The sequence below is a fragment of the Sphingomonas sp. genome (assembly GCF_965200135.1).
Classification (GTDB): Bacteria; Pseudomonadota; Alphaproteobacteria; order Sphingomonadales; family Sphingomonadaceae; genus Sphingomonas.
This window is the reverse complement of the sequence record NZ_CBDATK010000006.1, coordinates 608,391-620,756: the sequence shown is the minus strand read 5'-3', so window position 1 is coordinate 620,756 and position 12,366 is coordinate 608,391. Positions and strand designations below refer to the sequence as shown.

The following is a 12,366-nucleotide window of genomic DNA, read 5'->3' as shown; positions in this document are numbered from 1 at the left end:
GTCACGCGGGCCTGATCGCTAATCGTCCCGCGCCGGGACGGGCAGCCGTTAACCCTCTTTACGGATGGTCCGAAACGTAAACGAAGCGTTAACGTCTTCGCCATGCAACGACGACTTGTCCTGACCAACGAAGGCGCCGGCCACCCGCTCCGCCGCCGCCTGCCCGCACCCGCGGCGATCAAGCCCGCGCGCGACGACGATGCCGACTGGAAACTCTTCGTGTTGAGTTTCCTCGCCTTTTTCGTCAGCTTCTACACCTACTTACTGTAGGACGACCGGCGCCGCGTCGCAGGCGCGGTGAAGCCGCTGCGCGATCCAGGCGGCGACCAGGCACATCGCGGCGACGACGAGCAGCAGCTCCATCGCCGACACGCCCATCGCCATCATCCCGGCGACCGCGCCCGACCCGACCGTCATCGCGCCCGAATTGACCACGTTGTTCGCCGCCACCGTCCGCGCCGTCTGGTCCTTGGCGACCGTCGTGGTGAGGAAGGCGTAGAGCGGCACCACGAACATCCCGCCGAAGATCGCCACCGCGAACAGCGACCCGAACACCGCGATCGCGCCCGGCTGCGCGATGAACTCGGCCACGCCATACAGCTGGCCGGCCGGGGCGGGGGTCCACCGCCCCACCGACAGCCAAAGCCCGACCACCGCCACCGCCATCGCGATCACCGACGCCGGCGAATAGCGCGCCGAGATGTTGCCGCGCAGCAGCAGGTTGATGACCACCGATCCGACCGCGACGCCGATCGAGAAGATACCCAGCACCAGGCTCGCGACCGACGCCTGCGCGGTCAGGACGTTCTTCACCAGCGGCGGAAAGGCGATGATGAGCACCGACCCGATCGTCCAGAAGAACGAGATCGCGCAGATCGCGAGGAACAGGCGCGGCACGTGCATGGTGCCCGAGATCAGCCGTCGCGAGGCGGTGAACGGGTTCCAGTCGAGCTGGAGCGGCGGCCCCAGCCGCGGCGCCGGCGGGATGCGGCGCGCCGCCAGATACCCGCTCAGCGCCACCAGCAGCGTCAACGCCGCGACCAGCAGCGTGCTCTCATAGATCACGCCCGCCAGGATCGTCCCGAACAGGATCGACAGATAGGTCCCCGCCTCGACCAGCCCGGTGCCGCCCAGCACGTCGCAATCGTCCAGATGCTGCGGCAGGATCGCATATTTGATCGGCCCGAAGAAGGTCGAATGCACCCCCAGCCCGGCGACCGCGATCAGCATCAGCACGACCGGCAGCGTCACCGCGCCGGTCCGCCCCAGGATCAGCCCGGCACACCCGACCGCCATGATGCCCACCTCCGCCAGCTTGACGATGCGGATGATGCGGGTCTTGTCGGTGGTGTCGGCCAGCTGCCCCGCCAGCGCGGACAGCAGGAAGAACGGCAGCACGAACAGCCCGGCGACCAGCGCGTTGAAGAACCCTTCCGCGCGTTCGTCGTTGAATATCTGATAGGTCGCGAACAGGACCATCGAGGTCTTGAACAGATTGTCGTTGAATGCGCCCAGGAACTGCGTGGTGAAGAGCGGCAGGAACCGACGCTGCTTCAGCAGCCGCAAACTGTTCAGCACGGAAGCGGGGCCGGTGATCGTGGCAGCATCGCGCCAGCGTAGCCGAGCCCGGCCCCGACGCCAACCGGCCCGTGGTCGGGCGTGCGGCTCCCCGGCACGCGTCGTGCTTCCGGGGTTTCCCCCGCCGGGCCGGGGCGGTAAGGCTGGGCCACGATGCTGACGCTCCCCAACCTGCTGACGCTGTCGCGGATCGTGGCGCTGCCGGTGCTGGTCGCGCTGCTGTGGTGGCCGCAATGGGAGGCGGGGTATCTCGCCGCGTTCGTACTCTATTGCCTGATGGGCATCACCGATTATTTCGACGGCTATCTCGCCCGCGCACAGGGCGCGGTGTCCAGGCTGGGCATCTTCCTCGACCCGATCGCCGACAAGATCATGGTCGCCGCCGTGATCCTGATGCTGGTCGGCACGCGGTTCGAGGATCGCGCGATCATCACCGGCATCCACCTGATCGCCGCGCTCGTCATCCTGCTGCGCGAAATCGCGGTCAGCGGCCTGCGCGAGTTCCTGGGCGGCATCCAGGTCTCGGTGCCGGTGTCGCGACTGGCGAAGTGGAAGACGACGTTCCAGCTGGTCGCGCTCGGCGCGCTGATCCTGGCGGGCGGACTGCCGCACTATTCGTTCGTCAAGCTGGTCGGCCTGACGACCTTGTGGGCGGCGGCCGGCCTGACGCTGATTACGGGCTGGGATTATCTCCGCGTCGGCCTGAAGCACATGGATTGAGCATGATCCGGCTGCTGTATTTCGCGTCGGTGCGAGAGGCGTTGGGCGTCGGCGAGGAACTGCTTGACGTGCCGCCCGAGGTGGCGACGGTGTCCGCACTGGTCGACTGGCTGGCGACCGAGAGCCCCGCGCACCACGCCGCCTTCGCCGATCGCGCCCGCCTGCGCGCCGCGATCGACGGCCGCTTCGTGGCTCTCGACGCTGAACTCGGCACGCCGACCGAGGTCGCGCTGTTCCCCCCGGTGACGGGCGGATGATCCGCGTCGCGGTGCAGGCCGAGCCGATCGACGTCGCGGCGGAGCTTGCGCTGGCAGAAGCCGACGGGGCAGGGGCCATCGCCACCTTCACCGGGCTGGTCCGCGCCGACGGCGGCACCGAGCTGCTCGAACTGGAGCATTACCCCGGCGTCACCGAACGCGCGCTGCACGATCTATGCGCCGCCGCGACCGAACGCTGGGCGCTGCTGTCGGCAACGGTGGTGCATCGCGTCGGGCCGATGCGGCCGGGCGAACGTATCGTCCTCGTCGCCACCGCCGCGCCGCATCGCGCGGCGGCGCTGGACGCCTGCGCCTATCTGATCGACCGCCTCAAGACCGATGCGCCGTTCTGGAAGCGCGAGACGCGGGGGCAGGAGCGGCGCTGGGTCGAGGCGCGGACCGGCGACGATGCGGCGGCGGCGCGGTGGGACACCCTGCCGTCATCGCAGGACGGCTAGGGCCGCGGCGTCGGTGCCCGATCCAGTCGGGGCACCAGCACCCCGTTGACGACGTGAAGCACCCCGTTGGTCTGCCGCACGTCCGCCGTCTCGACATAGCTTCTGTTGCCGCCCGCATCGGTCAGCGTCACCACCGCTCCCGTCAGGCTCAGCGTCAGCAACTCGCCGCCCACCGTCGTCAGCGTCGCGCGGCCGCCCCCCGCCGCGATCAGCCGCAGCAGCGCCGCCGAGGTCAGCCGCCCCGGCACCAGGTGCAGCCGCAGCAGCTTGCCGAGCGAGTCGCGGTTCTCCGGCTGCACCAGCGCGTCGACCGTCCCCGGCGCGAGCCGGCCGAACGCTTCGTCGGTCGGCGCGAACAGCGTCATCGGTCCCGCCGCCGCCAGCGTCGCGCCGAAGCTCCCCGCGACGATCGCGCGGTGCAGGATCGCGAAACCCGGCACCGCCGCCACCGCCGCCGCGATCGTCCGATCCGTGGGCATGACGGTGCCCGCGACCAGCGGGTTGTTCGCCGGGGCGGAATCGGCCGCGTCCACCACCGCGACGGCGGGCGCGACGGTCACCCGTTGGGGGGCCACGCAGCCGGCGAGCGGCAGCAGGGCGAGGAGAAGTTTCTTCATGGCGTCATTGTCGCAAGCGCGCGCCGCCCCGGCAAGGTCGGTGCCCAATCCTCAGCGCAGCGCGCTCCAGATCGTCACCACGCTGGTCAGCGTCAGCAGCACGCCGACCGCCGCCATCAGCGGCCGCGCCGGCACCCGTTGCGCCAGGATGCCGCCCAGCGGCGCCGCCGCCAGCCCGCCGATCAGGATGCCGATCGTCTGCAGCGTGAACGCCGCCAGCCCCATCGTCAGGAAGAAGGTGGCCGAGACGGTCGCGGTCAGGAAGAACTCCGACGTGTTGACGGTGCCGATCGTCCGGCGCGGCTCGGCGCCCTGAAGCAACAGGTTGGAGGTGACCACCGGCCCCCAGCCGCCGCCGCCCGCCGCATCCAGGAACCCGCCGATCAGCCCGAGCGGCTCGATCACGCGCGGCGAGCGCGGCTCGATCCGCCCGCGCCACGCCCGGAACAGCAAATACAGCCCGATCGCCGCCAGATAGGCCATCACGAACGGCTTCGCGACCGATGCATCGACGCTGGCGAGGACGTAGGCGCCGATGACTCCGCCGATCACGCCGGGGATGGCGATGCGCGGAAACAGCTTCCAGTCGACGTTGCGGTGCGCGACGTGGCTGATTCCCGACGCGGCGGTGGTAAAGGTCTCCACCGCATGGATGCTCGCCGAGGCGACGGCCGGGGACACGCCGACCACCGACACCAGCAGCGTCGAGTTGATGAGCCCGAACGCCATCCCCAGCGCGCCGTCCACCAGCTGCGCGGCGAACCCCACGCCGATGAAGGGGAGTAGGTCGATCCAGTCGATGCTCGCCAGCCAGTGCACGTTCTCGGCCCCCGTTTTGCCGGTATCTGCCGCGCTTCGACATTTCCTACAACATAGATAGGCTATGTCGCTCTGTGTTCGCGACGACACTTGCCTCTCGCAATCGCGCACGCGCCTTCATACATGGCGGGCAAGCGCAGGGAAGAAAGCGACGATGTCGAGCCGATTGGGGGCCTATCTCGATTCCATCCGGGCACGCGACCCGGCGCCGCACAGCCGGGCGGAGGTGATGACCTATCCAGGCGTCTGGGCGCTGGGGTTCCATCGCGTCGCGCATCGGCTGTACCGGCGGCGGCTGTTCTTCCTGGCGCGCTTGGTCAATCACTGGTCCCGCGCCTGGACCGCGATCGACATCCACCCCGGCGCTACCATCGGCCGCAATTTCTTCATCGATCACGGCTTCGTGGTGATCGGGGAGACGGCGGAGATCGGCGACGACGTTACCATCTATCAGTGCGTGACGCTGGGTGGGACCAGCCCCGACAACGGTGTCGCTGGCAAGCGCCACCCGACGCTTGCCGACGGCGTCATCATCGGCTCCGGCGCACAGGTACTCGGCCCGATCCTGGTCGGCACCCGCGCGCGGGTCGGTGCCAATGCGGTGGTGACCAAGGACGTGCCCGAGGGCGCGGTGATGGTCGGCATCCCGGCACGCGCGACGACGGTGGTAGGCGGCAAGGGCGAGGCGCCGTTCCTCGCCTATGGCACGCCATGTTCCGAACAGTTCGATCCGCAGACGCAGAAGGTGGAGCTGCTGCGCTGCGAGCTGGAGACGATGCGCAAGCGGCTGGACGCGCTGCTCGCCGAGGAGGAGCAGAAGCGCGCCTGATGGGCATCGTCACGCCGTTCCCCGCCCCGTCGCGCGCCACCCAGATCGGCTTCGACCGTCTCGAGCTGACCCGCATCCTCGACCTCTACGGCCGGATGGTCGCCGCCGGTCACTGGCGCGACTATGCGATCGATCTGGGCCGCGATGCCGCGACCTTCGCCGCGTTCCGCCGCGCCGCCGAGCGCCCCGAGTTCCGCATCGAGAAGCGCCCCGCGTTACGCGGCCGTCAGGGTATGTGGGCGCTGATCGGCGAGGCCGGTCAGGTCGTCAAACGCGGCCACGAGCTGGGCCCGGTACTGGCCCCGGTCGAGCGGCGGCTGATGAAGCTGGTCGAGTAGCCGATGTAGGCGTAACATCCGCGAGACTCAGACGGAGCGCGGCGCTTGGGACATCTGGTGCGCGAAACGGATCGCTGCACGATTGACCTGGAGACCCTCGGCGCCGAGGTGCTGGTCGTCCAGCGCTGGCAATATGTCTGGGCGGTGCAGCCGCCGCTTCCGGCCTGGACGCTAGCCCAGGAGCAGCGTTTTCATGCCCGTGCGGAAGCGGCGATCCGCGCCTCGTGGGACAATCGGGCCCGTGTGCAGGCCAGCGGGACGACGGAGCTGGCGAAGCAACTCGCCGGGCACGCCATCCCGGTCCGGATCGACCTGCGCTGGGTCACCCGCAACCCGCATTGGACGGTGACGGTGACGAAGGTGCCACCCGCGCTCTTCGTGACGTCGTCGGTGCTGTGGGATGCACGGACGATCATCTTCGACACCAACGATCTCACGTGGCGCAATGCGGCGAGCGGCGAGCCGGGCATGAACCAGCGTCCCGTCAGCCACGAGTTCGGGCACGCCTTCGGCAACACCGCGGTGCTGGGACGCGGCGATGAGTACCCCGCATCGTCGCCCCACAATGCGGATACCGTCAGCATCATGAATCACGGCAACAGCTTGCGCGCGCGCCATTTCACGCATGTCATCAACGAGCTCAATCAGATGTCGGCAGGCACGACCTTCTCCGTCGGCAGCATCACGTGACGCCGGTCCGGTATGGTCTTGCGACGGTGGCAATCGCGCTGACGGCGTGCGGCGTCACGTCAGCGGGACCAAAGGCGAGGGCGACCGGCGCGGCGACGGTCATCGAGGAGCGACGGATGGAAACTGACTGGTGGAGCGGCGGCTGTGAGCGGCCCGAAACGATGGCGGGCTTTGCGGGGCAGGACGCTACGGCGGCCGGCACCAAATTGGGAAAGCCGATCGGCGACGAACGGTTCGCGCTCGGCGAGGGCATGAACGAGTTCCGGATCGAGCTTAGCAACGACCTGCCGCTGCCCGCCAACGCGGCGATCCAGGTGCACGAGCGGACCTGGGCGGCCGGCGACTGTCGCCTGACCCTGTGGTCGACCGAGCGGGACGGTACGGCGCGGGTGGTCCGCGCGATGCGCTGGCCCGCCGGCGCCGAGTTCTGATCGGCGCCGGCGGGCCGCGTTTCGATCAGGCCGCGACCGCCACCGGCGGCAGCCGCTGGGCCAGCCCGCCGCCCAGCAATGCGACCACGCGCCGCCGCGCCACCTGCCAGAACGCCGACAGCAGCAGCAGCGCCGACCCGATCACCAGCCCGGTGAACGCCGCCGACAGTTCCACCGCGCCCGCCTGCTGGAACAGTGAGTAGAGCGCGTACAGGACATAGGCGAGGCTCGACACCAGCAGCGCGCGGCGATCCACCGCCAGCGCCACCAGCGCAAAGGCGACATAGAGCGCCAGCACGACCACCGCCTGCAGCAGCCCGATCTGATCCTCGAATACGCCCAGCAGGTTGAACAGCGCGTGCGCGATCATCGGCGCGGCCGCGAGGTGCAGCCAGAACGCCACGTCCGACCGCCGCGTCCGCCGCTCGCGATCGCTCATGTCCCAGCGCATCGCGAAGGCGAACATCGCCAGCCCCGCGACCAGCACCAGCGGCAGCACCGCCTGGCGCGCCGGCGGGATCAGCCCGACGATCAGCGACATCGCCACGCCGACCACCGCGACCGCCCCGGCGGCGACGGTGATCGGCACCATGAAGCGACGCCAGTGCAGCCACGCCGCCACCGCCGTGACCGCCGCCACGCCGGCCGCCAGCACCGCACCGACCCCGGTCCGCACGTTCTCGTCGCCGCTGACGCCCTGAACCCAGGTCGCCACCGTCTCGTTCGCGAGCGCCACGCCCAGCGTCGCGGCGATGCCGCCGACGAAGGCGAGCAGCAGGATGATCGACGGCAGCGCCATGCGTCGCTGCAAGGTGAAATATTCCGCCAAGGCCCAGGCGGCGGCGGCGATTGCGGCGGGCGCCAATATCCTGGCGATCGCGCCGCCGATGCCGGCGATCGCGGCGAGCAGCAGCACGCAGGCGATCGAGACGAAGATGTCGTTGAACCCGGTCAGCAGCCGGAACTGCTCCTCGTCGGCCGCCGGTGCCTGCCGCCCGACCGCGACATGCCGCCGCAGCGCCGCTGCCGCGTCGGGCGTGATCGCGCCCGCCGTCACCGCGCCGTCGATATCGCTCTCGCTATACATGCGTGGCTCTCCCCGGCCGCTGCCCACCCGTGTCCCAGCGCGATATGACACGGGTGTGTTACTCCTGCAAGACGGGTCGCGTGGCCCGATGGCGGATCAGGCACCGGGACGCGCCGCGCTGACCCCCGGCGCGACAGGCGAGGGCGATCAGCCGCGCGTGGGCGGCGGGCAGCCCCGGGCTGACCGGCGTCGTGATCGGGATCACGCGGCCGCTGCCGCCCTTCACCACCGGCGGCGAGTAGATCCACATCGTCCCGCCGGTGGTCGTCGCCGCCGCCTCGTAGAGGCGGCACGCGCGATCGGGATCCGCCGGCACGCCCCGGCCGTCCTCGAACCGGCCCGCCAGCTCCAGCTGCGCCGCCTTGTCGCGGGCCCGCGCCGTCAGCGCCGTCAGCGCCAGCCGCCCCAGCCCGTCGGGCATCGACCCGACCGGGCCGGTCAGGTCCAGCCCCATATAGCTTCGCGGCGCCCCGCAGCCGGCGAGCAGCATCAGCACGCCCGCCGCCGCCTTCATCCCGCCTGGATCGCCTTCGCCGCCATCATTCCCTGTTCCGCGCCCGACTGCGGCACGACCTCGCCCGTCCGGTCGACGATCGCGTCCCAGTTCGCCGCGATGCCCTCTACCGACAGGTCGTCGCCGCTCAGCAGCTTGCCCGGCGTCAGCGTGACGTTGACCGCGCCGGTCACGCCCGCCCCGCTGGCGACGATCTGATTGGTCGGCGCGTCTTCCGACACCAGGTACAGCGCGGCCGGCACCACCTTCTCCGGCGCGAACAGCTTGAACGCTTCGGCCGGGAACAGGTCCTCGGTCATCCGCGTGCCCGCGGTCGGCGCCAGCGTGTTGACGCGGATGTTGTTCTTCGCGCCCTCGATGTAGAGCGTCTTGGTCAGCCCCGCGAGGCCCATCTTGGCCGCGCCGTAGTTCGCCTGGCCGAAATTGCCGAACAGCCCGGTCGACGACGCGGTCATCAGCACGCGGCCATAATTCTGCTCGCGAAACGTCTCCCAGCACGCCTTGGTGGCGAACGCGGAGCCGATCAGGTGGACGCGGACCACGAACTCGAAGTCCGCCGGGTCCATCTTGGCGAAGGTCTTGTCGCGCAGCACGCCGGCATTGTTGATGAGGACGTGGACGCCGCCCCAGCGCTCCTTGGCGCGCGCGACCATGTCGGCCATCTGCTCGTATTCGGCGACGTTGCCGCCGTTCGACATCGCCTCGCCGCCCGTCGCCTCGATCTCCTCGACGACCTTCAGCGCGGCGTCGGAATGTCCGGCGCCGTCGCGCGAGCCGCCGAGGTCGTTCACGACCACCTTCGCGCCGCGCCGCGCCAGTTCGAGCGCGTATTGGCGGCCCAGACCGCCGCCGGCGCCGGTGACGATGGCGACTCTGTCGTCGAAGCGGATAGTCATGAAAAAGGGCGCTCCTGCCTGAATGAGGAGCGCCCTTCCATAGTCAGCGACGGCGGTCGTGCAACCGCGGCCGCTCAGCTGGCGGGGTCAGCGACGTGCGCGGCGATGCACCTGACGCGAGTGGGTCGAACCGGCACCCTGCATGCACTGGTCGAACTGGCCAGGCTTGCACTTGGGATAGCTGGCGAGCGGCGCCGGAGCCGGATAGGCCTGATCGGGGGTCTGCGCCTGCTGGAACGTCGGCGTGACGCCCGGCTGCGCGGGGCCGCTCAGCGCCGAACCCGACGGCTGATAGCCGCCCACCGGCGTGCCGCCCTGCGTCGTCATCGGCGGCGTCGGCGCGGTCTGCGTCGTCATCGTGCCGTCGGCGGCGGGGGGCGTCGCCATCGTGTCGGCCGGCGGCGTCGGCGCCATCGCATCCGGCGTGGTCTGGCCGGCCGGTGCGGTCATGGTCTGGTCGGCGGGGGCAGGCGTCGTCTGCGCCAGCGCGGGCATCGCAGCGAGGGGGGCGACCATCGCCGCGGCGGCCAGGAAAAGATGCTTCATCGGATCAACACTCCTAAAACGGGCAGCGCCCATCAACGTGCGCTCCCCTGCAACGCCCGAAGCGCGGATGGTTTCCATCGTTACGCTACCGAATCGGCCAGCCGGGCGATCGGTGCGGACAGCGACCAGCGACCGGCCAGTCGGACGGGGCAGGTAGCAGGTCGGCGCCCGCCGCGACCTCACTCGCCCGCGTCGAGCGCATAGCCCGCCGAACGCACGGTGCGGATGATGTCCGGACGGTCGTTCAGGTTGATCGCCTTTCGCAGTCGCCGGATATGCACGTCGACCGTCCGCGCCTCGATGTCGGCGTCGTGGCCCCACACCGCATCCAGCAGCCGCTCGCGGGAGAACACCCAGCCGGGATGCTCCAGGAAATGCTTGAGCAGCCGGAACTCGGTGGGGCCGAGCGGCACCGTCTCGCCGGCGCGCTTCACCTTGTGGCTGCCGAGGTCCATCTCGACATCGGCATAGGTCAGCGCTTCGCCCGCCAGCGCCGGGCGGACACGGCGCAGCACCGCGTTGACCCGCGACACCAGCTCGCGCGGGGAAAAGGGCTTGGTGACGTAATCGTCCGCGCCGGTGTCGAGGCCGCGCACGCGGTCCTCCTCCTCGCCGCGCGCGGTCAGCATGATGATCGGCACGTTCGCGGTCTCCGCCTGACGGCGCAGCCGGCGGCAAACCTCCAGCCCCGACAGCGTCTCCAGCATCCAGTCGAGCAGCACGATGTCGGGCGTCTTCTCACGCGCCAGCAGCAGCGCCTCCTCGCCGTCGGCGGTCTGGACGACGTCGAAATCCTCGCGCCGGAAATGCCAGGTCAACAGCTCGGCGATCGCCGGATCGTCCTCGACCAGGAGCATGTGGGGCCGGGTCATGACGGATGGACTTTCTGTTACGGAACGATGACGGGAATGCGCCAGGGCTGTGACGCCTTGATGACACAGGTTAAGGCTGCATCGGCAACGTCACCGCGACGGTGGTGCCGACGCCGACCTGGCTTGCGATCGACAGCCGGCCGCGATGGCGTTCGACGATGTGCTTGACGATCGCCAGCCCCAGCCCGGTGCCGCCCAGCGACCGGCTGCGCCCCTTGTTGACGCGATAGAAACGCTGGGTGAGGCGCGGGATGTGCTTGGCGGGGATGCCCTCGCCGCGATCGACGATCGCCAGCCGTACCTCGTCGCCCTCGCGCACCAGCGCGATCTTCACCGGCGTGCCGGGACGGCCGTATTTCATCGCGTTGCCGACCAGATTGTGGACGACCTGGCTCAGCTGCGCGCGATCGCCGGTCACTTCCGGCACCGCCGCCAGCGCCAGCACGATGTCGCGGCCGCGCCCGTCGCCGGTCGCGACCAGCTCGGCATGGACCTCATCGACCAGCGCGCCCAGGTCGACCGCGTCGCTGGGCAGGCGGTATTTCTCCGCTTCGATCCGGCTGAGCGAGATCAGGTCCTCGACCAGCCGCTGCATCCGCAGCGCCTCCGCGCCCATGATCGACAGGAAGCGTCCGCGCATCTCCGCGTCGTCGCCCGCCTCCTCCAGCGTCTCGATGAAGCCGCGCACGGCGGCCAGCGGCGTCCGCAGCTCGTGACTGGCGTTGGCGACGAAATCGGTCCGCATCCGCTCGGCGGCGTGGCTCTCGGTCTGGTCGATCAGGTGGATCAGCCGCCGTCCGCCGCCGACCGCGTTGACCCGCATCTGCCAGCGCTGCTTCGCGCCACCCAGCCCGATCAGCTCGATCGGCCCGCCGTCGCCCATGTCGAGGTCGCTCAGCCGCTCGGCCGCCTCGGGGTGCGGGATCGCCGCCAGCACGTCCTGCCCGACCAGTTGGGTGCCCATGACGGTGATCGCGGCACGGTTCGCGAGCGTGATCGCGGACCCCTCGACCAGCAGCACCGGCTCGGCCACCGCGTCGAGCACGTCGCCCAGGGCCGGTTCGTCGTCGACCGGCGGCTCGGCATCGCCCGGCGCGCGACGCACGCTCAATCCGAGTGCCACTACGCCCGCCGCCACGCTGGCTCCCGCCAGCAACGCCGCTGGCCATCGCTTGTCGATTCGCATGTCCCAGCGCGCTACACCGGTGCCCTCATTGCCGCCAGCACGCGGCTTGCCCGCGCTTCAGCTTTATGAAACAGCTTGGGGCTAGGACCCGACCCGATGAGTGACGACGCGACCCCTTCCACCGGCGGCAGGACCTCCCGGCGCACGCTGATGATCGGCGCGGTCGGGGCGAGCGCGGTGCTGTCGGTCCGCCCGGCGCTGGCGCAGACCGCCGGGTCGGTGCTCAACTGCCAAATCCCCGTTCCCGACAGCGGCCGCGCCGGCAGCTACATCGCCGCCGACGGCGCGACGGTCGCGGCGGGCACGCCGGGTGCCTTCGCGCCGCCGGGCTCGTTCCGGGGCGAGGACGTCAAGCAGGCGCTCGCCGGCGGCCAGCTGCCCGGCACGTCGAGCGAGGCGAACCAGGCCTATCTCAACTACATCCGTCGGCTCCAGCGCGGGCAGGGCGGCTTCACCTGCTTCGCCTCGCTCCAGATGCCGCGCGGCTGAGGCCCCTTCGTCGGGCACGCGACCTACGCCTGCCCCCGT

Annotated in this window: 18 protein-coding genes; 9 read left to right on the top strand and 9 right to left on the bottom strand. The window is 70.2% G+C overall.

The window, feature by feature from the left end; genetic code table 11:
* Positions 1-102 precede the first annotated feature (102 nt).
* The gene (locus ACOFKS_RS07785) at positions 103-270 is read left to right on the top strand and encodes a hypothetical protein (protein WP_419808668.1); all 168 of its coding nucleotides are present in this window, start codon (positions 103-105) and stop codon (positions 268-270) included.
* Here the strand turns inward: ACOFKS_RS07785 and ACOFKS_RS07780 are convergent.
* On the bottom strand, positions 262-1,578 hold the full coding sequence (locus tag ACOFKS_RS07780; protein ID WP_419808667.1) for an MFS transporter: 1,317 nt from the start codon (positions 1,576-1,578) through the stop codon (positions 262-264). The two genes, ACOFKS_RS07785 and ACOFKS_RS07780, sit on opposite strands and share 9 nt — an antisense overlap.
* 153 nt (positions 1,579-1,731) lie before the next feature.
* Here ACOFKS_RS07780 and pgsA point away from each other — a divergent pair, with 153 nt between their 5' ends.
* From pgsA to ACOFKS_RS07765, 3 genes are read left to right on the top strand one after another with little or no spacing between them, the layout of a single operon-like run.
* Positions 1,732-2,298: a CDP-diacylglycerol--glycerol-3-phosphate 3-phosphatidyltransferase gene (gene pgsA / locus ACOFKS_RS07775; RefSeq protein ID WP_419808666.1), complete on the top strand. Its 567-nt coding sequence runs from the start codon at positions 1,732-1,734 to the stop codon at positions 2,296-2,298.
* 2 nt (positions 2,299-2,300) lie between these two features.
* On the top strand, positions 2,301-2,555 hold the full coding sequence (moaD, locus tag ACOFKS_RS07770) for a molybdopterin converting factor subunit 1 (RefSeq protein ID WP_419808665.1): 255 nt from the start codon (positions 2,301-2,303) through the stop codon (positions 2,553-2,555).
* Complete coding sequence (locus tag ACOFKS_RS07765) at positions 2,552-3,013, top strand: molybdenum cofactor biosynthesis protein MoaE (protein ID WP_419808664.1); 462 nt, start codon at positions 2,552-2,554, stop codon at positions 3,011-3,013. Before moaD ends, ACOFKS_RS07765 begins: the two co-directional genes overlap by 4 nt.
* Here ACOFKS_RS07765 and ACOFKS_RS07760 read toward each other — a convergent pair.
* Both ACOFKS_RS07760 and ACOFKS_RS07755 read right to left on the bottom strand, forming a co-directional pair.
* The gene (locus ACOFKS_RS07760) at positions 3,010-3,630 is read right to left on the bottom strand and encodes a fasciclin domain-containing protein (protein ID WP_419808663.1); all 621 of its coding nucleotides are present in this window, start codon (positions 3,628-3,630) and stop codon (positions 3,010-3,012) included. The genes ACOFKS_RS07765 and ACOFKS_RS07760 overlap by 4 nt on opposite strands.
* A gap of 51 nt (positions 3,631-3,681) precedes the next feature.
* Positions 3,682-4,449, bottom strand: a complete 768-nt coding sequence (locus ACOFKS_RS07755) for a sulfite exporter TauE/SafE family protein (RefSeq protein WP_419808662.1) — start codon at positions 4,447-4,449, stop codon at positions 3,682-3,684.
* 154 nt (positions 4,450-4,603) lie between these two features.
* On the opposite strand from ACOFKS_RS07755, the gene epsC reads away from it, so the two are divergent.
* The 4 genes from epsC to ACOFKS_RS07735 are packed head-to-tail and all read left to right on the top strand — an operon-like array spanning position 4,604 to position 6,737.
* On the top strand, positions 4,604-5,278 hold the full coding sequence (gene epsC / locus ACOFKS_RS07750; RefSeq protein WP_419808661.1) for a serine O-acetyltransferase EpsC: 675 nt from the start codon (positions 4,604-4,606) through the stop codon (positions 5,276-5,278).
* The gene (locus ACOFKS_RS07745; protein ID WP_419808660.1) at positions 5,278-5,616 is read left to right on the top strand and encodes a DUF2794 domain-containing protein; all 339 of its coding nucleotides are present in this window, start codon (positions 5,278-5,280) and stop codon (positions 5,614-5,616) included. Before epsC ends, ACOFKS_RS07745 begins: the two co-directional genes overlap by 1 nt.
* 57 nt (positions 5,617-5,673) lie before the next feature.
* On the top strand, positions 5,674-6,306 hold the full coding sequence (locus ACOFKS_RS07740) for a hypothetical protein (protein WP_419808659.1): 633 nt from the start codon (positions 5,674-5,676) through the stop codon (positions 6,304-6,306).
* A gap of 26 nt (positions 6,307-6,332) precedes the next feature.
* Positions 6,333-6,737 (top strand): hypothetical protein, encoded by a 405-nt coding sequence (locus tag ACOFKS_RS07735; RefSeq protein ID WP_419808658.1) that lies wholly within the window; start codon positions 6,333-6,335, stop codon positions 6,735-6,737.
* A gap of 25 nt (positions 6,738-6,762) precedes the next feature.
* Here ACOFKS_RS07735 and ACOFKS_RS07730 read toward each other — a convergent pair whose 3' ends face one another.
* The 6 genes from ACOFKS_RS07730 to ACOFKS_RS07705 form a co-directional block, all read right to left on the bottom strand.
* On the bottom strand, positions 6,763-7,824 hold the full coding sequence (locus tag ACOFKS_RS07730) for a hypothetical protein (RefSeq protein WP_419808657.1): 1,062 nt from the start codon (positions 7,822-7,824) through the stop codon (positions 6,763-6,765).
* 58 nt (positions 7,825-7,882) lie between these two features.
* A complete protein-coding gene (locus ACOFKS_RS07725; RefSeq protein ID WP_419808656.1) occupies positions 7,883-8,338 on the bottom strand; it encodes a hypothetical protein in 456 nt (151 codons plus the stop codon).
* Positions 8,335-9,234 (bottom strand): SDR family NAD(P)-dependent oxidoreductase, encoded by a 900-nt coding sequence (locus ACOFKS_RS07720; protein ID WP_419808655.1) that lies wholly within the window; start codon positions 9,232-9,234, stop codon positions 8,335-8,337. Before ACOFKS_RS07720 ends, ACOFKS_RS07725 begins: the two co-directional genes overlap by 4 nt.
* An 87-nt stretch (positions 9,235-9,321) precedes the next feature.
* Complete coding sequence (locus ACOFKS_RS07715) at positions 9,322-9,780, bottom strand: hypothetical protein (protein ID WP_419808654.1); 459 nt, start codon at positions 9,778-9,780, stop codon at positions 9,322-9,324.
* A 179-nt stretch (positions 9,781-9,959) separates the two neighbouring features.
* Positions 9,960-10,652: a phosphate regulon transcriptional regulator PhoB gene (gene phoB, locus ACOFKS_RS07710; protein ID WP_419808653.1), complete on the bottom strand. Its 693-nt coding sequence runs from the start codon at positions 10,650-10,652 to the stop codon at positions 9,960-9,962.
* A gap of 70 nt (positions 10,653-10,722) precedes the next feature.
* On the bottom strand, positions 10,723-11,838 hold the full coding sequence (locus ACOFKS_RS07705) for an ATP-binding protein (protein ID WP_419808652.1): 1,116 nt from the start codon (positions 11,836-11,838) through the stop codon (positions 10,723-10,725).
* 96 nt (positions 11,839-11,934) lie between these two features.
* Between ACOFKS_RS07705 and ACOFKS_RS07700 the strand changes: the two genes are divergently transcribed.
* Entirely contained in the window at positions 11,935-12,327 is a 393-nt protein-coding gene (locus tag ACOFKS_RS07700) for a hypothetical protein (RefSeq protein WP_419808651.1), read from the top strand.
* The last annotated feature ends 39 nt before the right edge of the window (positions 12,328-12,366 follow it).

Bases quoted from the DNA above. Each gene is read 5' to 3' on its own strand.
- ACOFKS_RS07785 (WP_419808668.1), top strand. From the start codon at position 103: ATGCAACGACGACTTGTCCTGACCAACGAAGGCGCCGGCCACCCGCTC.
- pgsA (WP_419808666.1), top strand. From the start codon at position 1,732: ATGCTGACGCTCCCCAACCTGCTGACGCTGTCGCGGATCGTGGCGCTG.
- moaD (WP_419808665.1), top strand. From the start codon at position 2,301: ATGATCCGGCTGCTGTATTTCGCGTCGGTGCGAGAGGCGTTGGGCGTC.
- ACOFKS_RS07765 (WP_419808664.1), top strand. From the start codon at position 2,552: ATGATCCGCGTCGCGGTGCAGGCCGAGCCGATCGACGTCGCGGCGGAG.
- ACOFKS_RS07760 (WP_419808663.1), bottom strand. From the start codon at position 3,630: ATGAAGAAACTTCTCCTCGCCCTGCTGCCGCTCGCCGGCTGCGTGGCC.
- epsC (WP_419808661.1), top strand. From the start codon at position 4,604: ATGTCGAGCCGATTGGGGGCCTATCTCGATTCCATCCGGGCACGCGAC.
- ACOFKS_RS07745 (WP_419808660.1), top strand. From the start codon at position 5,278: ATGGGCATCGTCACGCCGTTCCCCGCCCCGTCGCGCGCCACCCAGATC.
- ACOFKS_RS07730 (WP_419808657.1), bottom strand. From the start codon at position 7,824: ATGTATAGCGAGAGCGATATCGACGGCGCGGTGACGGCGGGCGCGATC.
- ACOFKS_RS07725 (WP_419808656.1), bottom strand. From the start codon at position 8,338: ATGAAGGCGGCGGCGGGCGTGCTGATGCTGCTCGCCGGCTGCGGGGCG.
- ACOFKS_RS07720 (WP_419808655.1), bottom strand. From the start codon at position 9,234: ATGACTATCCGCTTCGACGACAGAGTCGCCATCGTCACCGGCGCCGGC.
- ACOFKS_RS07715 (WP_419808654.1), bottom strand. From the start codon at position 9,780: ATGAAGCATCTTTTCCTGGCCGCCGCGGCGATGGTCGCCCCCCTCGCT.
- phoB (WP_419808653.1), bottom strand. From the start codon at position 10,652: ATGACCCGGCCCCACATGCTCCTGGTCGAGGACGATCCGGCGATCGCC.
- ACOFKS_RS07705 (WP_419808652.1), bottom strand. From the start codon at position 11,838: ATGCGAATCGACAAGCGATGGCCAGCGGCGTTGCTGGCGGGAGCCAGC.
- ACOFKS_RS07700 (WP_419808651.1), top strand. From the start codon at position 11,935: ATGAGTGACGACGCGACCCCTTCCACCGGCGGCAGGACCTCCCGGCGC.